Consider the following 26593-nt stretch of genomic DNA (forward strand, 5'->3'; position numbering starts at 1 on the left):
CACTGTTTTTTAAGTTAAAGTTTGAAATGATTGATTTGATTCTGTAAATCTAAGGACTTTTCACTTAGATCAGAGGCAACTTGATTTATTTGTTGCATCGTAATAGATTGCTCCTTACTTGCTGTAGCTACGATTTGAGTATTGTCTGAGCTAGTTGAAGCACCATGAGCAATTTCTGCAACAGAGGCGGCTACTTGTTCGGCACTGGCTGAAATTTCTTCAGAAGTAGCTGATATATCTTCTATTTGATCTGTCATCGTATTAATCGCTTTTACGATTGATTCAAATGCTTGCCCTGCATGTCCAATGGTTTTTACACCCTCTGTGACAGAGTGAAGCCCATCGAAAACTGCTTTTTCTACATTATGTGTATCTTCCTGAATTTCCTGTGTTAATGTAACAATTTGATTGGCTGATTGCTTGGACTCTTCAGCTAGCTTGCGAACCTCATCTGCAACAACGGCAAATCCTTTCCCATGCTCTCCAGCACGTGCCGCTTCAATCGCTGCATTAAGTGCCAATAAATTCGTTTGATCGGTAATGGCTGTAATGACAGCTGTGATTTGACTAATCTCTTCGGATTGTTTGCTCAACTTTTGAACAAGGGTATTGATTACTTGTGTTGATTCATGAATTACATTCATTTGTTGTTGAGCTTCTTCTACTGTGTTATTGCCATTTGTCGCTAATTCAGATGTTGTAACAGCATTATGATGTAGTTGTTGAGTTGCTTCCGCTATACGTTGAACACCTACTGCCGTTTCATCCATAGCATGTGCGCTTTCGTTGGCTGCAACTGTAGCGGCTACAGCTGCATTAGCTGTTTCATTTATACGCATTGTAATCTCGTCTGCAGAGGTAGTGATTTCTTCAGTTGAGGCAGAAAGTTCTTCTACGGAAGCTGTTAAATGCTCTGCATTATCTTGAATATGGGTTAATAAATTTTTTATATTTCCCTTCATTTCATTAAAAGCTGTCGATAGCTGACCAATTTCATCCTTTGAATAGTGAGTAAGATTTTCATGAAACAATTCACCGCTGGCAATATGGTTAGCTGCTTGAACTACCGATTTTAAAGGACGAGAAATAGTGCGTTGTATGTAGAATATTAGGAAAACACCTAGGGCAATACCAATAATAATAGCAATGACAGAAATAATTTGAGAGTTGGATACTGCCTGTTTCGATTCTTTTGTCACCGTGTCAAGCTGTTGTTTTTGATAGTTCCCAATTTTATCTGATATGTCCTGTATATTTCTATTGGCTTGCTGTACGTCACCATTGACCTTTTGCAAAGCTCCTTCAAGATTACCAGCTTCAAATAGTGCCAGTGCTTCTGTCGCCGACTTGTTAAAAGCATCATTATATGTAGCTAACTCGTTTGCATATGTTTCCATTTCAGCTGAATCCGCTTTTTCCGTTATTGCTTCTACATGCTTATCTAGCATACTTGCATATTTTGTAAAACTCTCTTTATTTGCTGGATTGTCTTCAATGATAATGGCACGAATGAAAAGTCCTTGCATGGCCATTTCAAATTGAATATCATCTGCTAACTCTACAAGAGCGACATGTCCTTCTAATGCATTTTCAATCTTTTTTTCAATGTTTGAAAATAGCAGGAACATAATCATTAATGAAATGATTAGCGTGAGAATAATTGTAAAGAAACCAAAGCTTAATTTTTTACCTACAGACATGTGGATACGCCCTTTCTGATGCTATTCAAGTTTTATATTTAAATATTGCTTTTCTGAAAGGGAGAAGTCAATAACTGATGGGAGAAACAGTTCAGATTATTCATATGTTTTTTTAATGTTATTATAATAAGGAAGATTGTCTGTAAAAAACAATGAAGATATGGCTGTTTTCATCGTTTTATAGTACGGATTACGTGTTTGTACTATAAAAAAGAAGAAACCGAGATGTTTTGTCTCGGTTTCTATCTTATGACTGTTTTTTTAACTGTAAAATGACAGCCTCATCAGGGTCAATATACAGTGTTTTCTGTTCAAAGTAAATGACAAAACCCGGTTTAGCCCCATTTGGTTTCTTGACCTGTCGAATTTCTGTGTAATCCACTGGCACAGAAGAAGATTCTCTAGCTTTAGAAAAATAAGCGGCTAATGTGGCAGCTTCTCGTAATGTTGTGTCGTCTGGTTCACTTGAATGGATGACAACGTGAGATCCTGGAATATCCTTTGTGTGCAACCAAATATCTGTGCGTTTTGCTATTTTAAACGTCAACATATCATTTTGCTTATTGTTTTTTCCAACAGAGATCGATACACCTGTAGATGAAACATAGCGCTCTGGTTCTGGCTTTACTTGTTTTTTCTTTTTCTTGGCATGACGTAGTTTTAAGTAGCCTTGCTCTGCCAGCTCTTCGCGAATTTCCTCAATATCCCCTGGAGAAGCTTGCTGTACTTGTTGTGCCAGCATTTCAAAGTAGGCAATTTCTTCTGTCGTTTTTTCAAGCTGCTCTTGAACCATAACCAAGGCGTTTTTTGCCTTTGTATATTTTGTGTAATAGCTTTGCGCATTTTCAATCGGTGTTTTACGTTCACTTACTGGAATCGTAATCACTTCGCCTGTTTCACTATAGTAGTTTGTTACCGTTACCTCTTTGACACCTTTTTCAAAGGCATAAATATTTGCCATTAATAGCTCACCATAAAGCTGAAATTGATCAAGCTTGGAGGCACGCTCGTAGTCCTTCGTCAGCTTTTTCGTTTTTAAGGATAGTTTATCAATTTCATTTTGTAGCCAGCGCTCTAAATCACCTGCTTGTTGTTTCACACGGTCTCGTTCTGCACGTGCAAAAAATACGCGGTCGAGAAGCTCGTGAACATTAGGGTAGACAGTTACTTCTCCCTGCAAATGACTCAACTCAATAGGTGAGAAATACGTTTTGTTATTAGAAAGTACATACATTGGCTTCATACCACCGTTTGCAAAGGATGTCATAAATTCCTTGAAACAGGCTGGTGCATTAGATGCTGTTGTCATGCGGTACAATAATTCTTCAGCGTGAAGAGGCGAAAAACCGGCTAACTGTGTTACGATCTCTTTGGTCGTTTTTGCTTCAGCGAAAAACATTGTTAGCTCTTCATCTGTAACCGTTAATGGGTTCCATTTATTTTGTGTGGGTGGTGCAATATACGGTTGACCTGGTAACACAGTTCGGAAGCTATTTACGGATGGAGGTAAATGCTTTAAGCTATCAATAATTTTCCCCTGTTCTTGATCAATCAACAGTAGATTGCTATGTCTACCCATGATTTCAGCGTGTATTTCCCTTACAATAGGATCGCCAATTTCATTTTTACTGTGAATTTCTACTATTATAATACGATCAAAATCATGTTGTTTTATGGATGAAATAAAACCACCCTCTAAATGTTTACGCAAAAGCATACAAAACATGGGAGGCTCTGCTGGATTTTCAATCGTATGCTCCGTAAGATGGACACGTGCATAAGAAGAGTGGATGGAGAACAGTAGTTTTTGATTTTTTCCGTTTGCCCGCACATGTAACACAACTTCTTGTGCATTAGGTTGATGTATTTTTGTAATCCGACCAGTGACAAGCTGTTGTAGGTCGGCCGTTACTGAATAAGTAAATAAGCCATCAAATGCCATATGAATTCCTCTTTCCAACGATATCAAGCATCTTGGTACTTTCGTATTTTTTTCATGGTGTAGTTGCTTTCGCTATCTGTCAGCTCCGACAAATACACAATTTGTATGTTTATCATAGCATTTTTTAGGTGAATATTAAAATATAGCTTCAATTGTGGTAGAATTAGCTTTTATTCTAACCAATTTTTTTGGGAGAGTCGTCATAATCGACAGAGCTTATGTTATAATAATCCCAGTATGCAAAGAAAGGTGTGACGAACCTTGGTGCGTAGTATGACTGGTTTTGGCAGAGGTGTCACAACAACTAGAGACTTTCAATTAACCGTGGAAATGCGCTCGGTCAACCATCGTTTTTTAGAAATTAACGCAAAATTTCCGAAAGAATGGCTTGAAGCAGAAATTTTTGCAAAGAAACTAATTTCACAAGCTTTGTCACGCGGCAAAATTGATGTGATGGTATATGTGAAAGACTTAGAGAACGTAGAGCAATCTATTGAAATTAATTGGTCATTAATTGAAGCGTATCGTAAGGCAAAAGAGCAATTAGCAAGTAAAGTACCACTTGAAGAAAAATGGACGATGCAAGAGCTTTTATCGCTAGAACAGGCACTTGTACAGCAAAAGCCACAGCTTACACCAGAGGATTTGCTAAGTGCTGTTGAACAAGCGATTTCACAAGCAATTAAACAGCTCGTACAAATGCGGGAACGTGAAGGGCAAGAATTACAAGAAGTTGTTGTACAATATAAAGAACAGTTGATGGAACAAGTGAATCAGATTCGTTTGTGCTCTTCTCTTGCTGTTGAAAAATATCGTACACGATTAATAGAACGAATTGCTGAAGTCGCAGATGGCACATTGCTAGATGATCGTTTACTAGCAGAAGTAGCGATTTTTGCAGAACGCGTAGACATCTCCGAAGAATTAGACAGACTAGATAGTCACTTTAATCAGCTGGAGGAAACATTACTTGAAACCATTTCAGTTGGACGTAAATTAGATTTTTTAATGCAGGAAATACATCGCGAAATTAATACGATTGGTTCAAAAAATCAATCTACAGAAGCAGCGGTTGCTGTTGTTCAGGCGAAAACAATTTTAGAAAAGATGCGTGAACAAGTGCAAAACATCGAATAACTTGCACGTGTCTGTTATAAATTAAGGGAGATATAGAGAATAAATGATAAAAGAACGTGGATTATTAATTGTTCTGTCTGGCCCATCTGGTGTAGGTAAAGGGACAGTGCGAAAAGAATTATTTTCTCAGCCGAATACGAATTATGAGTATTCCATCTCGATGACAACACGAAATCCTCGCGAAGGGGAAGTAGATGGTGTAGACTATTTTTTCAAGACACGTGAAGCATTTGAAACGTTAATTGAACAAGGTGGCTTATTAGAGCACGCTGAATTTGTTGGTAACTATTATGGAACACCACTAGCCTATGTGAATGAAACACTGGATGCAGGTCGTGATGTATTTTTAGAAATCGAAGTGCAGGGTGCAGCACAAATTCGTAAAAAAGCACCAGATGCCTTATTTATTTTTTTGGCCCCTCCAAGTTTAACGGAATTAAAAGACCGTTTAGTTGGGCGTGGGACGGAAACAGAGGATATCATTGCGAAACGCATAGCTACTGCAAGTGAAGAGCTTGAAATGATGAGCTTGTATGATTATGTTGTGGAGAATGATGAAGTGACGAATGCCTGTGATCGTATAAATGCGATTATTAAAGCCGAGCATTGTCGTAGAGAACGTGTTGAAAAAAGATATTTGTCAATGTTGAGAGGAGAATAAAACAATGTTATACCCATCAGTGGACGCTTTAAAAAAAGAAATCGATTCAAAATATTCATTAGTGAGCCTTGCTTCTAAACGTGCTCGCCAAATGCAAGAAGAGCAAGATACAGAACGTTTACACAAGTATGTTTCTCATAAATACGTAGGAAGAGCACTTGAAGAAGTAGCGGCAGGTGTACTTACGAAGGTATCACAGGATGAGTCCGCTGTGTACGAAGACGAAATTTAACATACATGTAACGTAGTTGGGTTACATGCATGCTAGTTCGCAGTAGATTTTGATTATACAGAATGCCGAGAGCTCCCAGGGAATCCTTCTTTGGGAGCTTATCATTTGAAAGGACGACACCTAGCATGAATAAAAATATTTTACTATGTGTTTCAGGCGGAATTGCAGTATATAAGGCTGTTGCGCTCGTTAGCAAGCTATCACAAGCAGGGGCCAATGTAAAAGTTATGATGACAGCTTCTGCTAGACAGTTTGTGAATCCATTAAGTTTTCAAGTGATGTCCAAAAATGACGTTTATTTTGACACGTTTGATGAAAAAGATTCAAGTGTGATTGCCCATATCGATTTAGCAGATTGGGCTGATTTGATTTTAGTGGCTCCCGCTACGGCCAATATGATTGGCAAATTAGCCAATGGTATTGCTGATGATATGGTCACAACAACCTTGCTTGCTACTACAGCCCCTGTCTGGATTGCACCAGCTATGAATGTACACATGTATGACCATCCAGCGGTAAAACGAAATTTAGATCGGCTATCAGCTGATGGATACCAATTCATTGAGCCTTCAGAGGGGTTTTTAGCATGTGGCTATGTCGGGAAGGGACGTTTAGAGGAACCTGAAAAAATAACGGCCCTAGTAAAGGCTTTTTTTTCAGGACAATCCAAACCATTAAAAGGTAAAACCGTAATTGTGACAGCAGGTGCGTTGCAAGTACCATTAGATGAAAAGCATATGATTAGCCCACAGGCAAGTGGCATTATTGGACGAGCATTAGCGAATGAGGCAAGGATACGTGGGGCACATGTGATTGAAATTGAAAATAGCAATTTGTATGATGTTATTCAACAACTGGAAGCCTATAAAATCCAATATCCCCAAGCATTTTTTATACATGCAGCGAATGTACCAACCATCGACGAAACGCCGATTATTTCTGTAGAAGGAACGAATGCAATCACTTTCGGACAGCAAGTGCAAGGTAAACCAATGATCAATATACTTTCTGATAGCTGGATTGATTTTAGTGAAAATGCTCAGCTTAATGGACAATTTTTGGCTACGACAAATCCCCAGCTTTTTGCACAGACACTCTGGTCTCATATTACAAAGGATGAGGTGCAATGAGCTTTTTAATAGCAGAGGTCATTGTAGACGTCTCTACCTACCATGTAGACCGTCCCTTTGATTATCAAGTACCTCTCGAATGGGTAAACGTAATAGAATTAGGCTGTCGTGTGAAAGTGCCATTTGGTCCAAGAAATGTTTTAGGCTTTATCGTTGGCTTGAAAAAGGAAACAGATGTACCACTGAATAAATTAAAGGCTATCACTCAAATTTTAGACATGGAGCCGGTCCTGACAGAAGAAATGCTGCTAATGGCGAAATGGTTAAAGAACAACACGATTTGCTATGAAATAGATGCCTTGCAAGTGATGTTACCATCTGCACTTCGGGCTAAGTATGAAAAAATAATTAAATTACAACAGTCTCAAAGTCTACCAGAAGAAGTACAGTACATTTTTGGTAAACGCCAACAAGCCAACTTTAAAGAATTTGAGCGAGCAGGTTTACTTCCTTTATTAAAGCAGTTGGTTGCAGAGAGCATTGTTTCAATTGAGAATGTTGTGAAGCAGCAGGGCAATGTAAAAGAAATCCGAATGGTTCAAATTACAGAAGACCAGCAACTTGTAGAACAGGCTTTGGAACAGTCAAAAAGAGCCGTTAAACAACGTCTATTACTACAATGGATGTGTCAACATCTAGGAGAAATTTTATCACCCCAGCACATTTGTGAGGAAACAGGAGTCTCGATATCGGTATTAGAGGCAGTAATTGAAAAAGGAGCTGCCCAGTTTATTCAAGAGGAAGTTTTTCGTGATCCATTTACGAAGAAAGTTTCTCGTACACAGGCCTTACAATTAACAGAGGAGCAGAGGGGTGCTCTTCAAGCTATTACTACAGCTATAGAGCAGCAACAAGCGCAAACATTTTTGCTACATGGTGTAACAGGGAGCGGTAAGACAGAGGTTTATTTACAGGCTATTCAAAAGGTGCTAGATGAAGGGAAAGAAGCCATTATGTTGGTACCTGAAATCTCTTTAACACCTCAAATGACTGAGCGATTCCGCAGTCGCTTTGGTGAGATGGTTGCTGTTATGCATAGTGGATTATCTGTTGGAGAGAAGTATGATGAATGGCGTAAAATTCAACAAGGTAAAGTGAAAGTAGTAGTTGGTGCTCGTTCCGCTATTTTTGCACCCTTTACGAATATTGGTCTTATTATTTTGGATGAGGAACATGAATCAACGTATAAGCAAGAAGACTCGCCGCGTTATCATGCAAGAGATGTCGCCATATGGAGGAGCGAATTTTATAAATGTCCTATTATTTTGGGTAGTGCAACACCAGCTCTAGAGTCATTTGCCAGAGCTAAAAAGGGCGTATATACGCTACTCTCATTAACGCAACGTGCTTTACACCAAGCATTGCCGACTGTTTTTATTGCAGATATGCGTGAAGAGCTTCGTCAAGGAAATCGTTCGATGTTCTCAGACTCTCTTGCTGAGGCGATTCGTATAAGACTTGAGAAAAAAGAACAGATGGTGCTGTTTTTAAATCGTCGTGGTTATTCATCGTTTGTTCTATGTAGGGATTGTGGTACGGTTGTACAATGTCCAAATTGCGACATTTCCTTAACCTATCATCGGACAACGGAGAAATTAAAATGCCATTATTGCGGTTACGAGGAATCTGTTCCTAAAATATGTCCACAATGTCAAAGCGATCATATTCGTTACTTTGGTACAGGTACACAAAAAGTCGAGGAAGAACTTTTTAAACTATTTCCTGAGGCAAGAGTGTTACGTATGGATGTAGATACCACGAAGCATAAAGGGGCACATGAAGAAATCTTAGATACATTTGGAGCTGGACATGCAGATATTTTACTGGGGACGCAAATGATCGCAAAGGGTCTTGATTTTCCTAATATTACTCTTGTCGGTGTACTAAGTGCTGATACATCCTTGCATTTACCTGATTATCGTGCAGCAGAGCGCACATTTCAGCTACTAACACAGGTAAGTGGAAGGGCAGGACGACATGATAAGCCAGGGGAAGTAATTATTCAGACGTATACCCCTGAGCATTATGCAATTGAGCTAGCCAAAACGCAGGAGTATGAACCATTTTATGAACGAGAGATGTTTTTACGTCGTCGCTCCAGCTATCCACCTTATTATTTTGTAGCCCTTATTCAATTATCTCATGAAGATGTCATGATGGCTGCTGAATATGCTGGACGAGTGGCAGATTGGCTACGAGGAAATTTATCGAATCAAGTAGCCATTATAGGACCAACAACGGCAAGTATTGCTCGTCTCCAAAATAGATATCGTTATCAATGTTTGATAAAATATAAAATTGAACCAAATCTAATTCCAGTGTTACAGCGACTGCTTGCCATGTATCGAGCAGAATGGATTAAACAAGGAATATTAATGACGGTAGATTTAGATCCGTCTACTATATAGTGAAATTAACAGCAAGATTTTTTTACAATAGTAAAATGAACAATCAGCTATTGCACTAGCTTGAATACAGAAATGAGGAAATGAGAATGGCTATAAAAAAAGTAATCGAAAACCCAGCAAAAGTACTATCAACACCATGTGCAGAAGTGACAGAAATTAATGATGGAATCATTGCATTACTAGATGATTTATATGACACAATGGTGGAATATGATGGCGTTGGTATTGCAGCGCCACAAATTGATGTAGGCTTACGCGTAGCAATTGTAGAACTAGGTGAGGAACGCGATATTTTAGAAATGATTAATCCAACGGTTATTGAAACAGATGGAGCGGAAATAGATATTGAAGGTTGCTTGAGCTTTCCAGGGTTATATGGTGAAGTAGAACGTCCTAACTATGTTAAAATTGAAGCTTGTGATCGTGAAGGACGTGTATATGAATTAGAAGCAGGAGGCTTTGATGCCCGTGCCATCTTACATGAAATTGATCATTTAGACGGCGTGCTGTTTGATTCGAAAATCAAGCGTATTATTACAGCAGAAGAACTTGAAGAACTGTACGCAGAAGAGGAGGAATAAAATGACGTCTATAATTTTTATGGGGACACCTGACTTCTCAGCACCTATTTTGCGTATGCTACATGATGAAGGATACGATATTAAAGCAGTTGTGACACAGCCAGATCGTCCAGTTGGGCGAAAGCGTGTATTGACACCACCACCTGTGAAGGCTGCAGCTTTGGAACTTGGCTTACCAATTATTCAACCAGAAAAATTGCGCGGCTCTGAAGAGTTACAACAAATTCTTGCTCTACAGCCAGATTTAGTGATAACAGCAGCTTTTGGACAAATACTACCAAAGGAGCTATTAGATGCTCCTGCTTTTGGCTGCATTAATGTTCATGCCTCACTACTTCCAAAATACCGTGGAGGCGCTCCTATTCATCAAGCTATTATAGATGGCGAGAAAGAGACTGGGGTAACCATTATGTATATGGCAGAGAAGCTTGATGCTGGAGATATTATCTCTCAAAGAGCGATTCCTATTGAAGAAAACGACTATACAGGTGGCCTTTTTGAAAAGCTAAGCATAGTGGGTTGTGAGCTCCTAAAAGAGACACTTCCTTCTATTATAAATGGTACAAATAGCCGAACAGTCCAAGATGAAGCACTTGTTACCTTCGCCAGCAATATTTCGAGAGAGCAAGAACGCATCGATTGGACAAACGATGCTGCTACTTTATACAATCAAGTACGTGGTCTTCATCCGTGGCCGGTTGCTTATACAACTTTTGAGGATGGTAATTTTAAAGTATGGTGGGCAGCTATTGGTAAATGCAAGCATGAGACGAATCCAGGTACAGTTGTAGCGATTGAGAAAGATCATTTTGAAGTAGCAGCTGGCAACGGTACAACTTTAGCATTATATGACGTGCAGCCAGCTGGCAAGAAGCGTATGACCGCAGAGGAGTATTTACGTGGTACAGGTTCTAAATTACAGATTGGGGACCAATTTAAATGAGTAAAAAAAGTGTAGTGATTTGGGATGGAAATGTGCGAGATGCTGCATTATCTATTCTATTAGCAGTTGATAAAAACCAAGCATATAGCAACTTATTGCTAAACGAAACAATTAAACGACATAAAATTGAGGCGAAAGATCGTGCCTTATTAACTGAAATTACGTATGGAACTTTACAGCATAAAATGAAGCTTGATTTTTATTTAGAGCCTTTTATTCGTGGGTCAGTCGATCATTGGGTACGTTGGTTATTAAGAATATCGTTGTATCAAATTCATTATTTAACTCGTATCCCACCACATGCTGCTGTAAATGAAGCAGTGGAAATTGCCAAGCGTAGAGGGCATCGTGGTATTGCTTCGACGGTGAATGGGATTTTAAGATCGGTGTTACGTAGCGGCGTTCCTTCTACAGAGGATATAGCAGATCCAATGGAGCGACTTGCTATTGAAACAAGCCATCCCGAGTGGTTAGTGCAACGATTTGTAGCAAACTACGGTTTAGAGCTAGCAACAGCAATGTTGCATGAAAACAATGTGCCAGCTATGCAAACAGTGCGTGTGAATACAACAAAAACAACGGTTAAACAGGCTATTGCTGAACTAGAGGAAGAAGGATTAACAGTACAGCAAAGTGATTTAATGCCTGAATGTTTACGTGTAACCAATGGTCAACCTGCACGTACAAAAGTATTTAAAGAAGGTCACATTACTATCCAAGATGAAAGTTCAATGATACCTGCTAAAGTGTTAAATCCATCTCCTGGCATGCGTGTCCTTGATATGTGTGCAGCCCCGGGTGGAAAAACAACACATTTAGCCGAAATAATGAAAAATGAAGGATCTATTTTAGCGACAGACCTTCATCCACATAAATTAGATTTAATCGACCATAATACAGAACGTCTAGGGCTTGATATTGTTGAAACAGCCCCAATTGATGGACGGAAAGCACCAGAATTTTTACAAGCAGCGTCTTTTGATGCTATTTTAGTTGATGCACCATGTAGTGGGCTAGGGGTTATGCGACGTAAGCCCGATATTAAATATACAAAGCGAGAAGAAGATTTAGAAAATCTACAAAAAATCCAATTAGCTTTACTTGAGGCAGCAACTAAAGTATTGAAAACAGATGGAAAGCTTGTGTACAGTACTTGTACAGTCGATCTACAAGAAAATGAAGGCACAGTTCATGCCTTTTTAACAGCGCATCCAGAAATGGAAGCAATACAACTAGAGTCTTTACCAACAAAATTAGCGGAAAAGCAAGCTAATGGCATGCTTCAAGTCTTTCCACAAGACTTTGGCAGTGACGGTTTCTTCGTTGCCGCCTTTCGTAAAAAAGGAGAATCCAACTAATGGTGGATCAAGAGAAATTTAATGAACGTATTAACGATTTAGTTGATGAAGCGGAAGACAAGCCCGTCCGACGTGTCAAGAAAGAAAAACCAAATTTAAAAGAATCTATTTATTCTTTACAGCCATATCAGTTAGAAGAATGGTTAACAGAAAACGGTGAAAAACCTTTCCGTGCTACTCAAATTTTTGACTGGCTGTATAATAAACGTGTAAAGACATTTGAAGAAATGTCGAACCTTTCAAAGGGATTGCGTGATAAGTTAACAGCCAATTTTGCGTTAACAACACTATCAACCATTATTAAGCAAGAATCTAAAGATGGTACCATTAAATTTTTATTTCAATTGCAAGATGGCTATTCAATCGAAACCGTGTTAATGCGCCATGAATATGGCAACTCTGTTTGTGTAACAACACAAGTTGGATGTCGAATCGGCTGTACATTTTGTGCTTCCACTTTAGGTGGTTTGAAGCGACATCTACTAGCAGGAGAAATCGTGGAGCAAGTTGTCAAAGTGCAGCAGACTTTAGATGAAGTGGGCGAGCGAGTATCGCATATTGTCATTATGGGTATTGGCGAACCTTTCGATAACTATGATGCGATGATGAACTTCTTAAAAGTAATCAACCATGAAAAAGGGTTAAATATCGGTGCACGTCATATTACTGTATCAACATCAGGGATTGTTCCAAAAATTTATCAGTTTGCAGATGAACAATTACAAATTAACTTCGCCGTGTCACTACACGCACCAAACCAAGAGGCACGTCAAAAGCTAATGCCAATTGCTCGTGCATACAAATTGGATGAATTAATGGAGGCTGTTCGTTACTATACTAAAAAAACAGGGCGACGAGTGAGTTTTGAGTATGGATTGATGTCTGGTGAAAATGATTCAGTGGAAATTGCAGAGGAGTTATCGGCATTAATTAAAGGAATTAAATGTCACGTCAACTTGATTCCTGTCAACTACGTACCAGAACGTGATTATGTTCGTACGTCTCGTAGTCAAATTTTTGCTTTTGAAAAAACCTTAAAGAAAAATGGGATTAACGTAACGATCCGCCGAGAGCAAGGCTCAGATATCGCAGCTGCGTGTGGTCAATTACGTGCTCAAGAGAGATCTGAAGAAACGAGGTGACCAGTGTTGGAATACACAGTCGAAAGTGATATTGGTTTAAAACGATCAATTAATGAAGACCGTGCTGCATTTTTTAAACGTCCTGACGGGCTTGCACTAGCACTTGTGGCGGACGGCATGGGTGGTCATAATGCTGGTGATGTAGCAAGTGATATGGCAATTAAACAGATGGAATCCTTTTTTTTACAGGCAGACGCACATCATTTTGTATCAACAACATCAAAAAAAGAATGGTTATTGCACACAGTTAAGCAATTGAATAAAACGATATATGACTATTCTTTATCACATGAAGACTGTAAAGGAATGGGCACGACGTTTATTGCGGTGTTAATAGAAGAGTATCATTGCTTCATTGCACATGTTGGGGATAGTCGTGTGTATTATTTCTTTGAAGATGGTGCACAACAAATAACAAGAGATCATTCATATGTAAATGTACTGGTAGAAAATGGCGAAATAAGTGAAGAAGAAGCTTTGACACACCCAAAGAAAAATTTCATTTTAAAAGCTGTTGGAACAGAGGAAACGCTAGAGCCAGACTTTTATGAAGTAGATTTAGCATCAGAATCGTATTTACTCATTTGTTCAGATGGCTTAAGCAATAAACTCACTGTCTATGAAATGGCTTCAATTATAACGTATCCAGATGCCATTGAAGAAAAAGGACGTAAGCTTGTAGAATTGGCAAATGCCAGCGGGGGAGAAGACAATATCTCCCTCGTGCTACTAACAAAAAAGGATGAGGAGGTGTAAGAATGCTTGTAGGTAAAAGAATTAGTGACCGTTATAAAATTTTGCAGCTCATTGGTGGCGGAGGTATGTCCAATGTTTATTTAGCGCACGATATGATATTAAACCGTGATGTAGCCATAAAAATATTACGCTATGATTTTTCCAATGAGGATGAATTACATCGACGTTTTCAACGTGAGGCACTGTCTGCTACAAGTCTTACACATCCAAATATTGTTAGTGTTTATGATGTAGGGGACGATGGCGATCTACATTATATCGTGATGGAATATGTTCAAGGAAAAACGTTAAAGCAGTACATACAAGAATTTGCACCAATTTCTCCTGCTAGAAGTGTGCATATTATGAAACAATTAACGTCTGCCATTGCAAATGCCCATGAAAATCATATTATCCACCGTGATATTAAGCCGCAAAATATTTTAATGGATGCGGAGGGTAATGTAAAAATAACTGATTTTGGTATTGCCATGACGTTAAGTGCTACATCGTTTACACAAACGAATTCAGTGTTAGGTACGGTGCATTATTTATCGCCTGAGCAAGCCCGAGGCGGGACGGCTACTAATAAATCAGATATTTATGCACTTGGCATTGTGCTATATGAATTATTAACAGGTGAATTGCCGTTTTCTGGAGAATCGGCTGTTTCCATTGCACTCAAGCATTTACAAACAGAAACACCTTCTGTTCGTGCTTTTGATGCAACCATTCCTCAAAGTTTGGAAAATGTGGTGCTGAAGGCTACGGCTAAAGACGCTTCCCATCGTTATAATACAGTGGAAGAAATATATGATGATTTGGAAACAGTCTTATCACCAACACGAATAAACGAACCAAAATTTGTCATACCTGTTGATAATGATACGACGAAAGCTATACCAATTATTAAAGAGCCTGTTCATAAAAAAGGCGAAGATTTAACCCAAACGAGAGTTATGGAACCGATTATGGAAGTGAAAACACCATCTCAAGCAAAGCCTAAAAAGCCCGTAGAAAAACCAGCTCCTGTTAAGGGAAAGAAGAAAAATTGGCCAAAGTATGTTGCTGGATTATTGATTGCTGTGATTGTCATCTTCCTATTCTTTTTATTTGCAACAGATTCGTTTAGCCCGAAAAAGATTTCCGTACCTGATGTGACAAATTTAACTGTGGAAGAAGCTACAAAAAAATTAGAAGCAGAGGGGTTTGTTGTTGGTGAGGAGCATCAGGAGCGGAACCATGAGGAAATTGAGAAAGGTAAGATCATTGAAACAGATCCAGCAAAAAATGCATTGCGTGCAAAAGGTACAGAGATTGATTTAATCGTCAGCTTAGGTGTGGAAATGACGACTGTAGATAATTATGTTGGACAGAATTATAGTCAAGTGGAAGCTTTAATAAAAGGAAAGTATAAAGAAGTACTAAAAGAGGATGTCCCTTCTAATGAACCAGAAGGAAGAATCATTGAGCAAAGTATACCCCCAAATACTGAAGTTGTTGCGAAGGAAGAAACAATTACGTTTAAAGTAAGCCAAGGGGTTAGAATGATAAGGCTTGAAAACCTCAATAATTATACAAAAGCGGATATGGATGACTATGTGAGGAGAGTTGGCCTTAATTGGCGTATTTCACGTGAAGAATATCATGAGTCGATTCCTGCGGGCAGTGTGATATCACAATTGACAAAAGCGGGTACTATGGTGGAAGAAGGTTCCTTCATATCCGTTGTGATCAGTAAAGGACCAGCGAAAAAGCCTGATAAACCACTGGTCATACCTGTAGTCATTGAGTATAAACCTACAGAAGAGGGTATAGCTCAAAACATTCGCATTGAAATTCAAGATAAAAATCATACATTTTCTGAACCAGTAGAGTTTCCAATTTTAGATGATACACCTTACAATATACAGCTTGTTATTGAAGAAGGCAAAGATGCAAGTTATAGAATTATCCGTGACTCAGAAATAATCTTAGAAGACAAAGTTAAATATGAGGATGTCAATTAAGGAGGAATTGGATGGCGCAAGGCCAAATAAGAAAAGCATTAAGCGGTTATTATTATGTTTATGATGGTCATCAACTTATTCAATGTCGAGGACGTGGGGTCTTTCGCAATCGCGGAGAATCCCCGCTTGTTGGTGATATTGTAGAATATTCAACGGAAACAGAAGGATCGGATGGTACCATTCAAAAGATTTTGGAGCGTCAAAATGAATTAGTTCGTCCGCCAATTGCCAATATTGATCAAGGTATTTTAGTATTTTCCGTAAAAGAACCTAATTTCAATACCATTTTATTGGATCGCTTTTTAGTTGTTTTAGAATCATTCCATGTACATCCTATTATTTGTTTAACAAAAATGGATTTGCTGGAAAATGATAAACGTGAGGAATTACAGCAATATATCGTCGATTACCAAAACATGGGCTATACGGTTTTACAAACCTATAAAGATGAAGAAGAATTAGTTGAACGCCTACAGCCTATTTTAAAAGGAAAAACCACTGTATTAGCAGGTCAATCTGGTGTTGGAAAATCAACTTTGCTGAATACACTAATTCCTGAATTAAACTTAAAAACAGGCATCATTTCGCAAAGCTTAGGGCGAGGAAAACATACTACTCGTCATGTCGAGCTTATTGAGGTCTGTGATGGTTTATTGGCAGATACTCCTGGATTCAGTTCTTTTGATTTTGATGAAATTGATAAAGAGGAATTAGGCGCATGTTTTCCTGAAATGGTCAGAGTGGCGGATGATTGTAAATTTAGAGGCTGTTTACACTTGAAAGAACCAAAATGTGCAGTAAAGGCAGCAGTAGAAACGGGAGAAATTCGTGACTACCGCTACAAGCATTATGAACAATTTATGCAAGAAATTATGGATCGAAAGCCGAGGTATTAATGATGATACAAATAGCACCATCAATTTTAGCAGCAAATTTTGCAAAATTAGGGGAAGAAGTAAAAGAAGTAGAGCAAGCAGGTGCAACACTGATTCATATTGATGTCATGGATGGTCACTTTGTACCGAATATTTCATTTGGCTCAATCGTATTGGATGCTATCCGTCCATTAACGAATTTACCGTTAGATGTACATTTAATGATTGAAAATCCAGATCAGTATATTGAACAATTTGCAAAAGCTGGTGCAGATTATATTACAGTGCATGTTGAAGCATGTCGTCATTTACACCGAACAATACAATTAATTCGTTCGTATGGTGTAAAGGCTGGCGTAGTATTAAATCCACATACACCAATAGAGTCGATTCAACACATTTTAGAAGATATCGATATGGTATTGTTGATGACTGTTAATCCAGGCTTCGGTGGACAAAAATTTATTCATTCTGTTGTACCTAAAATTGAAGCATTATCGGCAATTATTAAAGAGCGGGGTCTAGAGATTGCCATTGAAATTGATGGTGGTATTACTGCTGAAACGATTGTTCCATGTGCACAGGCTGGAGCGACGATTTTTGTGGCAGGATCAGCTATTTATAGTAAAGAAGATCGAACAGCTGCACTCCAAGAGATTTTAGCGGCTGGTGAGGCAGCGATTAAGAGATGACGATAGTCGTTGTTTGTGCAGGTGGTCCAAAACAAGAGCTTTGCTCATTTTCATCGTTTCAACAACAGGATGTAGTATTTATTGGAGCAGATCGTGGTGCTTTATATTTACTGGAGCATGGGATTACCCCTCATGCCATTGTTGGTGATTTTGATTCCTTAACAGATGAGGAATATCAATTTGTGATGGCACAAACCAATGACCAACAACGTTTTCAGGAAGAGAAAAATGAAACAGATACGGATTTAGCTTTGCTTAAAGCCTATACTTATGCACCTCAAGAAATTGTCCTAACAGGTGTTACAGGTGGGCGCTTAGATCATTATGAGGCAGCGGTTCGTTCCATTTATCGACTCCAAAAAGAGCATCCTCAAGTTGAGCTGAAGATTATTAATCATGCAAATATGTTGCAATTTTTATTACCTGGTACGCATACTATTTTTGCAGATGATCGATACCGATACTTGTCTTTTTTTGCTCATGAGGAACCGATTCAAAATGTGACATTACGGCAAGTAAAATATGAAACAACGAATGAGGAAATCTCTTTAGGAACATCACGATTTACAAGTAATGAAATAATAGGAACTTCAGGGTCTATATCTTTCTCGCATGGCATATGTTTAATGATAAGAAGCATAGATTAGCGTAAGGGGGAGAGAGTCCTGAAAGTATATACGTTCCAGCTGCCGAAATTCGTGAGTAGTATCACGCGTACGTGTATTAACCTATTTAAAAAAGATAAGAAAGTAAAAAAATCCGACTAATGTTAGTCGGATTTTTTACGTTAAGTATATTGAATACTGTAAAAAGAAAAAAATCGATTTGCGCCCAATGCGAAATCGATTTTTTAGAAGCGGCGATTAAACGCGCTCGATTTTACCTGATTTTAATGCACGAGCAGAAACCCATACACGTTTTGGTTTACCGTCAACTAAGATACGAACTTTTTGAAGGTTAGCACCCCAAGTACGTTTGTTAGCGTTCATAGCGTGGGAACGGTTGTTACCAGTACGAGCTTTACGTCCAGTGATTACACATTGTTTTGGCATGTTGTATTCCCTCCTTACTGTTGATGCTGAAAGATTATTATTTCAGTTCGGTATTTCACATACCATAATAATTTAACATACGATGGCGTTCAGTGCAATAGTTTTCACATATCCTTTCAAGAAAAAAACCTTTACAGGCAAAAATCAGTTAGTAAAAGAAGGGAAACTTAAGAAAAGAAGTATTACTACCCTTTTCCACGATAACCAAGTTTTGTCGATACACGTTTACCAGTATCAACTAAGCGCTCAATTAATGTATTAATATGATCTTGAGAGACATTAAAATTCACAAAGCCGATGCTCACTGCACCTATCACTTCACCAAAACCATCTTGTACAGATACCGCAATGGAGGAAGTACCAGCAGTTCGTTCTCCATGACTTATTGCATAGCCCTGCTGTCGGATGTTTTGAAGTTGTCCTTCTAATTCAGCAATTTCGTCTTTCGTTATTAGCTGTTCCAAAATTTCTTTTGACTGAGTGTCAGGCATAGAGGCAAGAATGGCTTTATTGGCTGCGCCGATATGCATAGGTATGCGAATGCCAAGTTGGTCATAAATACGAATCGGATTTGCAGCACTGTCTATTCTTTCTATAATAATCGTATCTAAACCAGCAGGCTTACTTAAATAGACACTTTCTTCAACTTCTCTTGCTAAGCGTTCTAATTCAGGTCTAATTTTACTAATATAATCCATCGTGTCATATACCTGTAAGCCAAGTTCCATCCATATTGTTCCGAGGCGATAATGCTTAGTCTGCTCATCCTGTTCAATCATACCTTGTTTAATCATGGCTTTTAAAATTCTATGTAAAGTACTTAGTGGTAAATCGCATTTTGTAGAAAGCTCTGAAATAGACAAGCTACGGTCATTTGCTTCAGATGCTAAAACCTTCGCAATCGTCATAGCTCGCTCTAATAATTGCATTTGTCCCACCTCCCTTCCTCCTATTTTATTTTTATTCTCCAATTACGTCTAGTTCCAATATTTTCGAGCGAATAGATGTCTATACAAAGATGTGTAAAATGAATCCTCGTACAATTGTTTTTCAATGAATAAATCAAATTTAGATTAAAGGAAAAATAAAAAGTTTTCTAAATATATTGACAGTATAGCATAAAACGAATATATTTTTCATATAAACTTTCCTCTTAACGGAAACGTTTTCCACTACACGGAAAAGGGGTGAAGGGAATGCATTATTGTTCATCAATGTATGCACCTTTGAAACACGTTATAGTAAAACATCCGAAAGATGCTTTCCGAAGCCAGGCACATCTTAGCGATGAATGGAAAACATTTAACTATTTATCTGAGCCTAACTATGAAGAAGCGCTAAGAGAATATGCTGAATTTATTAGGATTCTTGAAAAGTATGTTGATACGATTGATTATTTGCCTGCTAATGATGAAGTAGGGTTAGATTCGCTTTATGCACATGATCCAGTTAAATTCACACCAAATGGCGCCATTATACTGAAATCTGGCAAAAAATTGAGACAGTCAGAAGCAGCAGTATATAAGGCCTTTTTACAGGAGAAAGGTATTCCAATCATTGGGGAACTAACAGGAGAGGCGGTATCAGATGGTGGAGATCTTGTTTGGTTAGATGATCGAACACTCGTTGTAGGTAGAGGTTATCGTACAAATGATGAAGCTATCCATCAATTAAAGGAAATGACAGCGGATATGGTGGATGAGTTTATTGTTGTGCAGCTACCCCATGACTTAGGTGAAGCTGAGTGTTTACATTTAATGTCTTTCATAAGTATGGTAGATCGAGATTTAGCTGTTGTACATTCACGTTTAATGCCAGTATTTTTCCGACAACTGCTTATCGAGCGAGGCATCCAATTAATAGAAGTACCGAAGGATGAGTATGATGCACTGGGCTGTAATGTCTTGGCGCTTGCACCAAGAGTGTACGTTATTCCTGAAGGGAACAAAGTAACAAAACAACAGCTACTTGATGCTGGTGCAACAGTGTTTGAATATAAAGGTGATGAAATTACTGTTAAAGGAACAGGTGGGCCAACATGCCTAACTTGTCCAGTAGTAAGAGGATAAAGGAGACGAAAATTATGTTTAAAAATGTTATTGTTAAAAATCCAGGAAATAGTTTTGTAAACGGTTTAACAACTAGTGATTTAGGTAAACCCATTTTAGAAAAATTGTTTGAACAGCATGAAAAGTATATAGATGCTTTGAAAAAATGTGGCGTTGAGGTTACACAATTACCAGCAAATGAAGCATTCCCAGATTCAACATTTGTAGAAGATACAGCAGTATTAACATCTGAATTTGCTATTATCTCAAACCCTGGAGCAGCTGCTCGTAATCGTGAAATCGAAGATATTGAACCAGCAGTGAAACCATTCTTTGAAAAAATTTACTATATTAAAGGCTCTGGAACGCTTGATGGTGGAGATGTATTACAAGCAGAGAAGAAATTTTACGTAGGGATCTCAGACCGTACAAATGAAGAAGGCGCACAGCAATTTAAAAAAATTGTTGAGCAAGAAGGCTATGAAGCGACTATTATTCCATTAAAAGAGTTCTTCCATTTAAAAACAGGGGTTGCCTATGTTGGGGATAATCGTATGGTGGTAGCTGGTGAGTTTGTCGATCACCCTGCATTTGAATCTTATGATAAAATCGTGATTCCTAAAGAAGATGAATATTCTGCTAACTGTATTCAAGTAAATGATTATATTATTATTCCAGCTGGCTACCCAGAAACAAATCGTAAATTACAAAATCTTGGCTATCAAACTATTGAACTTGAGATGTCTGAGTTTAGAAAACACGATGGTGGCTTAAGTTGTTTATCATTACGTTTTTAAGACATGCTAACATTGCCCAATCAATTTAAAAGGGAAAATTGATTGGGTACTTTTATTCTTTGATTATCTGAATATTTACACTATATGGGAAGTAGGGATGGATGTTGAATAAAGGGGATCAGCTTCACAACAATCAATTAAATCGATCGATGAAAAGCCGTCACTTATTAATGCTTTCGCTTGGGGGTGTTATTGGAACGGGCTTATTTTTAAATGTTGGCTATACCATTAATCAAGCAGGACCAGGTGGTGCTCTAATTGGTTACTTGTTTGGTGGCCTAATTTTGTTTATGGTCATGAACTGTCTTGGGGAATTGGCTGTTTATATGCCAGTTACAGGCTCCTTCCAAACATACGCTACACGTTTCATTAGTCCTTCAGCTGGTTTTTCATTAGGCTGGATGTATTTTGTCGGGTCTGCCGCCACAGCTGGTGTTGAATTTACAGCTGCTGGGATTTTAATGCAACATTGGTTTCCGACTGTACCGATATGGATTTGGTGTGCTGTGTTTATGGTTCTTTTATTTGTCTTAAATGCTTTAACAACAAAGGGCTTCGCTGAAGCAGAGTTCTGGTTTGCTAGTATCAAAGTTGTTGCAGTCATAGCATTTATCATTATAGGTGGTGCGGCCATTTTCGGATTAATTCCATTAGCAGATCGTCCAACGCCACATCTGACAAATTTAGCACCTACTGGTTTATTCCCAGCAGGTATTTCTATTATTTTTGTCACAATGATGAATGTTATTTTCTCTTATCAGGGATCAGAGCTTGTTGGTATTGCAGCAGGTGAAACCGAGAACCCTGAAAAAAATATTCCAAGAGCGATTCGTACTATTCTTTTTAGAATTATAGTCTTTTATATTGCCTCCATTATTGTATTATCGGCGATATTCCCAGCATCAGAGCTTGGTCTTGTAGAAAGTCCATTTGTAACGTTGATGAATATAGCAGGTGTTCCATATGCAGCTAGTATCATGAATTTTGTTATATTAACGGCTATTTTATCAGTCGGCAATTCATGTCTGTATGCGTCAACACGTTTATTATTCTCTATGTCACAAGAGGGAATGGCACCTAAGTTATTTGGTCGATTGACTAAAAATAAAGTGCCGTTAAATGCGCTCATTTTTACAATGGCTTTCTCACTATTATCCTTATTAACAAGTGTAATGGAAGCAGATGCAGTATTTGTGTTACTCATGTCGGTGGCCGGAATCTCTGTCACAATCTCATGGATGGGGATTTGTGCTTCTCAACTAATGTTCCGCTATCGTTATGTAAAGTCGGGAGGAAATTTGGCTGATTTAAAATTTAAAACACCTCTATTTCCTTTAATACCTGTATTTTGTATTATCTTTTGTGTATTTATTTTAGTATTTTTAGCGTTTGATCCAACGCAAAGAATCGGTTTACTGTACGGGATTGGCTTCTTTATTGCCTGTATGATTTTTTATCAATTGAAATTAAAAAATGCAACAACGACAGATAGTAAAAGTGAAGAGTCACTAGAAATTCGTTAACCAAAAATTTAACGAATTGAGGCTAAAGGAGAGTTTGTATGAATAATTATATGTGGAATACACCTGAAAAACTGCGAGCATTGCTATGTGAAATTGTCAGTTGGGAAAGCAGGACATTGACAAAGGGTGAAAATGACTTTGCCTATAAATTAAAAGATAAATTGTTAACGCTTCCATATTTTGAAAAACATCCAGAGCTTATTGAATTACATGATGCAGGGCTTGGAAGAAATGCTGTTACGGCATTTTATAAGCACCCAACAGCAACAGAAACAGTGGTGTTAATCAGTCACTTCGATACAGTGCATACGGAGGAATATGGAGAACTAGAGCCATTAGCTTTTTATCCAGAGGAATTAACAAAAAAACTGATGGAGTCTAAATACAAAGAAGATTTACCAGAAGCGGCTAGAATTGATTTGGAGTCAGGTAATTATTTATTTGGTCGTGGCACAATGGATATGAAAATGGGACTTGCTTTACATATGCAGCTCATTGAAAAGGCAAGCTTTGAACAATGGCCAATTAATTTGATTTTAACTACTGTACCTGATGAGGAAGTAAACTCTGCTGGAATGCGAGCTGCTGTTGTGGAGCTTGTGAGACTTCGTGAACAACATGGGCTAACCTATAAATTATTTTTAAATAGTGAACCTTCCTTTTCGCAAGGGCCATCTGATACAAATGAATATATCTATTCAGGTACTATAGGGAAAATAATGCCAGCTGCTTTATTTTATGGCAAAGAGACGCATGTTGGCGAACCTTTAAAGGGCATGACCGCTAACTTTATTGCTTCTTATATGACACAGTACATGGAGTGGAATCCTCTTTTCCGTGAAACAGATTTGGGAGAAAGTACGCCACTGCCAGTTTCTTTACAATTAAAAGATTTAAAAATGGAGTATTCTACACAAACACCATATCGTGCGGCTGCACTTTACAATGTATTTTTATTAAAACGTACAGCTGCAGAAGTAATGGCTATCTTTGAACAAGTGGCATTACAAGCCATGGCTGCTTGTAATGAGCAATACCAAAAAGTTTGCACTCGAGAAAAAGTACAAGGGGTAGGGAATGTACAGGTCTTGCGATATGAGGCATTGTTGGAGCATGCTATCCATAAATTGGGTGAGGAGGAAGTGCGAACGATCAAACAGCAAGTTCTTCAGCATCACGCATGGGACGATCGTGAAAAATCTATACGTATTGTTGATCAGCTCATGATTCGTTGTCAGGAATTAGCACCAGCAACAGTTTTGCTATATGCACCACCTTATTATCCAGCAATTAATTCATCCAATCATCCACTTGTTATTCAATCGATTGAATTGATGAAGAAAACGGCTCAAACATTTGCTATTGAGGTGGAGCAGATTCATTATTTTAACGGGATTTGTGATTTAAGTTATGTTAACTACACAGATGATTCAAACGAGTGGTTAGCATTCGAACGTAACACACCTGTATGGGGAGATACGTATAGTATTCCGTTTAAAGAGATGTCTGCATTACAGGGGCCTGTATTAAATGTCGGTCCCTTTGGCAAAGATGCACACCAAAAAACAGAAAGACTGCATGTGGATAGTGCCTTTAAAGAAATGCCTGTTATGATCGACAAGCTTATTAAAAGTCTTTTTTAGTCAAATAAATTTTAAAATATTGAACTGAATATAATATAAACAAAGTTGATGCTATAAAAGTATCAACTTTTCATCTTGTTGAAAAAAGTGATGTCAATAGCAGAAAAAGAACCTTTCGCAAGGCGAGGGGTTGATTTCCGTTCCGCCAGCGTCCTTTCCAGGGGGCGTCCGATGAGCCGCTTCACTCACTGCGTTTCGCTCCAGGGTCTCACCTGTGGACGCTAATTTCCCTAGGAGTGACGTTGGCTCCACTCCAATCAAAAGTATCTTTTATACTAGCCGAAGCGATCAAAATAGCTCATTATTTGTATAATTAAATGAAAGAGGCTCTTCAATGTGGAGAAGTGATGAGTGACAACACCTCTACATAAAATGAGTAGTGAACATCTACATTTTATTTGAAAACCTTTGCTAAAAAGGAACATTGGCGTGGAAGGCTATTTCCATTGGGATAGCGAGACAGGCAAGCGATAGCCTGCAACGGAAATCCATTTTCACCTTTCACAAAAATTCTATGGATGGTTTTGTTTTTCAACACTATGCAAAGTTGATGCTATAAAAGTATCAACTTTTTTATTTATCAAAAAAATTTCGACCTACTTGTATTTTTCATTCTTTAGACGATACATATAGAACATTATATAACTGAAAGCGCACAATAGGAGCGAGTATTATGAAAAATCAAGAAAAAATAGCTTTTTCTATTCGCAAAGAAATGGTTCAGTCGAATTTAAAAGGGATGAGAACAGTTGCTTGGTCACTCATGTATGTATCGGCTATTATTTCCCTTATTCATTATGGAGAGGTTTTCTTTGTCAAAGCAGAAAGAGCCATGGTCCCCGTCTATATTGCCATTCATATCGCCATGTTTTATATAGATATAGCCGTATTGTTATTTGTTAGGGAAAAACGAATTCACATTACCTCTGTTAATATACAAAAGTATGAACACCTAGTTGTCATTTATATTTACACGATTATGCTATTGATTACGGCAATTTCGGTAATGGATGTTTATTTCTTTCATCATGCAGCATTATATGAGGTGATTTTAATCATCATTTGTACGGTATTTGCATTACCTTTACGAAAAATTAGTTGGATTATTTTACTTTCTGCACCAGCAATTATTGCGAGTACATATTTGAGTGTTGGCATGTCTAGTGAGAATATTAAAGTCATATTACCGATGTCTCTTTTAATTCCGATTGGTATCATAATTCAATATCAGACCTACAAGGTTCGGAAACAAATAACTACACAGCATATTTTATTGGATGAAGAAATGACCAAAACGAAACAATTATCAGAGCTGTTAGCTGTTAAAAATAAAGAGTTAGCAGAGCAAGCACTAAAAGATCCTTTAACGAATCTGCCAAATCGTCGAGCATTTAATCAGCAATTGACTAAAATAGGACATCAGCTTCATCAACCACAAACATTAACGGTAATGATGATTGATATTGATTATTTTAAAAAGTTTAATGATTACTATGGACATATACAGGGTGACGCGGTCATTGTTAAAGTAGCCTCCTTATTGGCGGAAATTGCAGAGAAGTATCAGGCGTTTGTTGCTCGTTGGGGTGGAGAAGAATTTATTATGATTAGTCAGCATACTGAGAAGTTTGCTGAGCCTATATGTGAAGAAATTTTAAAGGAAGTGCGTGACTTAAAGATTCCACATAGGCAATCAGATATTGTTCGATACGTAACGGTTAGTATTGGAATGTGTCATGCTAACCTGACAATGCATGAGCATTTACAAACATGCTGTGATATTGCTGACCAAGCGTTATATTTAGCTAAGCAGAACGGACGAAATAACTATTTTCGTAAAATGGCAATTTTTTACGGAAAGGAAAATGCGTCTATTTGAAGTCAGAAAACGTTGCTATAAAGCCTTTCTATACTGCCTTAGGTTGCTTAAATTATAACGAAAGTGTTACAATATACTTTAGTCAAAAAGAGCCAAGGAGGCATTC

24 protein-coding genes are annotated in these 26593 nt (G+C 38.0%); 20 read left to right on the forward strand and 4 right to left on the reverse strand.

Features of this window, described 5'->3' with window-relative positions:
- Nucleotides 1-14 precede the first annotated feature (14 nt).
- Both AC6BKE_RS12005 and AC6BKE_RS12010 read right to left on the reverse strand, forming a co-directional pair.
- A complete protein-coding gene (locus tag AC6BKE_RS12005) occupies nt 15-1700 on the reverse strand; it encodes a methyl-accepting chemotaxis protein (protein ID WP_036125015.1) in 1686 nt (561 codons plus the stop codon).
- Between the two features lie 247 nt (nt 1701-1947).
- Nucleotides 1948-3642: an Rqc2 family fibronectin-binding protein gene (locus tag AC6BKE_RS12010; protein ID WP_036125010.1), complete on the reverse strand. Its 1695-nt coding sequence runs from the start codon at nt 3640-3642 to the stop codon at nt 1948-1950.
- Between the two features lie 261 nt (nt 3643-3903).
- Between AC6BKE_RS12010 and AC6BKE_RS12015 the strand changes: the two genes are divergently transcribed.
- From AC6BKE_RS12015 to spoVM, 15 genes are all read left to right on the forward strand, one after another.
- Complete coding sequence (locus tag AC6BKE_RS12015; RefSeq protein WP_036125007.1) at nt 3904-4779, forward strand: YicC/YloC family endoribonuclease; 876 nt, start codon at nt 3904-3906, stop codon at nt 4777-4779.
- Between the two features lie 43 nt (nt 4780-4822).
- The gene (gene gmk, locus AC6BKE_RS12020; protein ID WP_036125005.1) at nt 4823-5440 is read left to right on the forward strand and encodes a guanylate kinase; all 618 of its coding nucleotides are present in this window, start codon (nt 4823-4825) and stop codon (nt 5438-5440) included.
- A gap of 4 nt (nt 5441-5444) precedes the next feature.
- A complete protein-coding gene (gene rpoZ, locus AC6BKE_RS12025; RefSeq protein WP_036125003.1) occupies nt 5445-5672 on the forward strand; it encodes a DNA-directed RNA polymerase subunit omega in 228 nt (75 codons plus the stop codon).
- A gap of 125 nt (nt 5673-5797) precedes the next feature.
- Nucleotides 5798-6802 carry a bifunctional phosphopantothenoylcysteine decarboxylase/phosphopantothenate--cysteine ligase CoaBC gene (coaBC, locus tag AC6BKE_RS12030; protein ID WP_271912496.1) on the forward strand — a complete coding sequence of 335 codons (1005 nt, stop codon included), beginning with the start codon at nt 5798-5800 and terminating at the stop codon, nt 6800-6802.
- Nucleotides 6799-9210 (forward strand): primosomal protein N', encoded by a 2412-nt coding sequence (priA, locus tag AC6BKE_RS12035; RefSeq protein WP_036124935.1) that lies wholly within the window; start codon nt 6799-6801, stop codon nt 9208-9210. The genes coaBC and priA overlap by 4 nt, the downstream gene beginning before the upstream one ends.
- Before the next feature lie 86 nt (nt 9211-9296).
- The gene (gene def, locus AC6BKE_RS12040) at nt 9297-9791 is read left to right on the forward strand and encodes a peptide deformylase (protein WP_036124934.1); all 495 of its coding nucleotides are present in this window, start codon (nt 9297-9299) and stop codon (nt 9789-9791) included.
- Nucleotide 9792: 1 nt separating this feature from the next.
- Complete coding sequence (gene fmt / locus AC6BKE_RS12045) at nt 9793-10734, forward strand: methionyl-tRNA formyltransferase (RefSeq protein WP_036124932.1); 942 nt, start codon at nt 9793-9795, stop codon at nt 10732-10734.
- Entirely contained in the window at nt 10731-12092 is a 1362-nt protein-coding gene (gene rsmB / locus AC6BKE_RS12050; protein ID WP_499856868.1) for a 16S rRNA (cytosine(967)-C(5))-methyltransferase RsmB, read from the forward strand. The genes fmt and rsmB overlap by 4 nt, the downstream gene beginning before the upstream one ends.
- A complete protein-coding gene (gene rlmN / locus AC6BKE_RS12055) occupies nt 12092-13234 on the forward strand; it encodes a dual-specificity RNA methyltransferase RlmN (protein WP_036124927.1) in 1143 nt (380 codons plus the stop codon). The genes rsmB and rlmN overlap by 1 nt, the downstream gene beginning before the upstream one ends.
- Before the next feature lie 6 nt (nt 13235-13240).
- Nucleotides 13241-13990 (forward strand): Stp1/IreP family PP2C-type Ser/Thr phosphatase, encoded by a 750-nt coding sequence (locus AC6BKE_RS12060; RefSeq protein WP_058843486.1) that lies wholly within the window; start codon nt 13241-13243, stop codon nt 13988-13990.
- A 2-nt stretch (nt 13991-13992) separates the two neighbouring features.
- On the forward strand, nt 13993-15978 hold the full coding sequence (gene pknB, locus AC6BKE_RS12065) for a Stk1 family PASTA domain-containing Ser/Thr kinase (protein WP_499856869.1): 1986 nt from the start codon (nt 13993-13995) through the stop codon (nt 15976-15978).
- Between the two features lie 11 nt (nt 15979-15989).
- Nucleotides 15990-16874, forward strand: coding sequence for a ribosome small subunit-dependent GTPase A (gene rsgA / locus AC6BKE_RS12070; RefSeq protein ID WP_036124921.1), 885 nt, complete (start codon nt 15990-15992; stop codon nt 16872-16874).
- 2 nt (nt 16875-16876) lie between these two features.
- On the forward strand, nt 16877-17545 hold the full coding sequence (rpe, locus tag AC6BKE_RS12075; RefSeq protein WP_058843488.1) for a ribulose-phosphate 3-epimerase: 669 nt from the start codon (nt 16877-16879) through the stop codon (nt 17543-17545).
- Nucleotides 17542-18192, forward strand: coding sequence for a thiamine diphosphokinase (locus tag AC6BKE_RS12080; RefSeq protein ID WP_058843489.1), 651 nt, complete (start codon nt 17542-17544; stop codon nt 18190-18192). Before rpe ends, AC6BKE_RS12080 begins: the two co-directional genes overlap by 4 nt.
- Nucleotides 18193-18210: 18 nt before the next feature.
- Nucleotides 18211-18312 carry a stage V sporulation protein SpoVM gene (spoVM, locus tag AC6BKE_RS12085; RefSeq protein WP_099805045.1) on the forward strand — a complete coding sequence of 34 codons (102 nt, stop codon included), beginning with the start codon at nt 18211-18213 and terminating at the stop codon, nt 18310-18312.
- A gap of 96 nt (nt 18313-18408) precedes the next feature.
- On the opposite strand, the gene rpmB is transcribed toward spoVM, so the two are convergent.
- On the reverse strand, nt 18409-18597 hold the full coding sequence (rpmB, locus tag AC6BKE_RS12090) for a 50S ribosomal protein L28 (RefSeq protein ID WP_004227417.1): 189 nt from the start codon (nt 18595-18597) through the stop codon (nt 18409-18411).
- A 185-nt stretch (nt 18598-18782) separates the two neighbouring features.
- Nucleotides 18783-19526 (reverse strand): IclR family transcriptional regulator, encoded by a 744-nt coding sequence (locus tag AC6BKE_RS12095; protein WP_058843516.1) that lies wholly within the window; start codon nt 19524-19526, stop codon nt 18783-18785.
- 267 nt (nt 19527-19793) lie between these two features.
- Between AC6BKE_RS12095 and AC6BKE_RS12100 the strand changes: the two genes are divergently transcribed.
- The 5 genes from AC6BKE_RS12100 to AC6BKE_RS12120 all read left to right on the forward strand — a co-directional run bounded on the left by AC6BKE_RS12100 (nt 19794) and on the right by AC6BKE_RS12120 (nt 26487).
- The gene (locus tag AC6BKE_RS12100) at nt 19794-20666 is read left to right on the forward strand and encodes a dimethylarginine dimethylaminohydrolase family protein (protein WP_499856870.1); all 873 of its coding nucleotides are present in this window, start codon (nt 19794-19796) and stop codon (nt 20664-20666) included.
- A 14-nt stretch (nt 20667-20680) separates the two neighbouring features.
- A complete protein-coding gene (locus AC6BKE_RS12105; RefSeq protein ID WP_036124824.1) occupies nt 20681-21442 on the forward strand; it encodes a dimethylarginine dimethylaminohydrolase family protein in 762 nt (253 codons plus the stop codon).
- A 101-nt stretch (nt 21443-21543) separates the two neighbouring features.
- Nucleotides 21544-22965 (forward strand): amino acid permease, encoded by a 1422-nt coding sequence (locus AC6BKE_RS12110; protein ID WP_036124822.1) that lies wholly within the window; start codon nt 21544-21546, stop codon nt 22963-22965.
- A gap of 38 nt (nt 22966-23003) precedes the next feature.
- A complete protein-coding gene (locus AC6BKE_RS12115) occupies nt 23004-24608 on the forward strand; it encodes a M20/M25/M40 family metallo-hydrolase (RefSeq protein WP_036124820.1) in 1605 nt (534 codons plus the stop codon).
- A gap of 673 nt (nt 24609-25281) precedes the next feature.
- Entirely contained in the window at nt 25282-26487 is a 1206-nt protein-coding gene (locus tag AC6BKE_RS12120; RefSeq protein ID WP_499856871.1) for a GGDEF domain-containing protein, read from the forward strand.
- Nucleotides 26488-26593 lie beyond the last annotated feature (106 nt).

The organism is Lysinibacillus sp. COL-1 (assembly GCF_059814265.1).

Excerpts from the sequence above, each read along its gene's own strand:
- AC6BKE_RS12005 (WP_036125015.1), bottom strand. The coding sequence starts at position 1,700 with ATGTCTGTAGGTAAAAAATTAAGCTTTGGTTTCTTTACAATTATTCTC.
- AC6BKE_RS12010 (WP_036125010.1), bottom strand. The coding sequence starts at position 3,642 with ATGGCATTTGATGGCTTATTTACTTATTCAGTAACGGCCGACCTACAA.
- gmk (WP_036125005.1), top strand. The coding sequence starts at position 4,823 with ATGATAAAAGAACGTGGATTATTAATTGTTCTGTCTGGCCCATCTGGT.
- rpoZ (WP_036125003.1), top strand. The coding sequence starts at position 5,445 with ATGTTATACCCATCAGTGGACGCTTTAAAAAAAGAAATCGATTCAAAA.
- coaBC (WP_271912496.1), top strand. The coding sequence starts at position 5,798 with ATGAATAAAAATATTTTACTATGTGTTTCAGGCGGAATTGCAGTATAT.
- priA (WP_036124935.1), top strand. The coding sequence starts at position 6,799 with ATGAGCTTTTTAATAGCAGAGGTCATTGTAGACGTCTCTACCTACCAT.
- def (WP_036124934.1), top strand. The coding sequence starts at position 9,297 with ATGGCTATAAAAAAAGTAATCGAAAACCCAGCAAAAGTACTATCAACA.
- fmt (WP_036124932.1), top strand. The coding sequence starts at position 9,793 with ATGACGTCTATAATTTTTATGGGGACACCTGACTTCTCAGCACCTATT.
- rsmB (WP_499856868.1), top strand. The coding sequence starts at position 10,731 with ATGAGTAAAAAAAGTGTAGTGATTTGGGATGGAAATGTGCGAGATGCT.
- rlmN (WP_036124927.1), top strand. The coding sequence starts at position 12,092 with ATGGTGGATCAAGAGAAATTTAATGAACGTATTAACGATTTAGTTGAT.
- pknB (WP_499856869.1), top strand. The coding sequence starts at position 13,993 with ATGCTTGTAGGTAAAAGAATTAGTGACCGTTATAAAATTTTGCAGCTC.
- rsgA (WP_036124921.1), top strand. The coding sequence starts at position 15,990 with ATGGCGCAAGGCCAAATAAGAAAAGCATTAAGCGGTTATTATTATGTT.
- rpe (WP_058843488.1), top strand. The coding sequence starts at position 16,877 with ATGATACAAATAGCACCATCAATTTTAGCAGCAAATTTTGCAAAATTA.
- AC6BKE_RS12080 (WP_058843489.1), top strand. The coding sequence starts at position 17,542 with ATGACGATAGTCGTTGTTTGTGCAGGTGGTCCAAAACAAGAGCTTTGC.
- rpmB (WP_004227417.1), bottom strand. The coding sequence starts at position 18,597 with ATGCCAAAACAATGTGTAATCACTGGACGTAAAGCTCGTACTGGTAAC.
- AC6BKE_RS12095 (WP_058843516.1), bottom strand. The coding sequence starts at position 19,526 with ATGCAATTATTAGAGCGAGCTATGACGATTGCGAAGGTTTTAGCATCT.
- AC6BKE_RS12100 (WP_499856870.1), top strand. The coding sequence starts at position 19,794 with ATGCATTATTGTTCATCAATGTATGCACCTTTGAAACACGTTATAGTA.
- AC6BKE_RS12105 (WP_036124824.1), top strand. The coding sequence starts at position 20,681 with ATGTTTAAAAATGTTATTGTTAAAAATCCAGGAAATAGTTTTGTAAAC.
- AC6BKE_RS12110 (WP_036124822.1), top strand. The coding sequence starts at position 21,544 with ATGTTGAATAAAGGGGATCAGCTTCACAACAATCAATTAAATCGATCG.
- AC6BKE_RS12115 (WP_036124820.1), top strand. The coding sequence starts at position 23,004 with ATGAATAATTATATGTGGAATACACCTGAAAAACTGCGAGCATTGCTA.
- AC6BKE_RS12120 (WP_499856871.1), top strand. The coding sequence starts at position 25,282 with ATGAAAAATCAAGAAAAAATAGCTTTTTCTATTCGCAAAGAAATGGTT.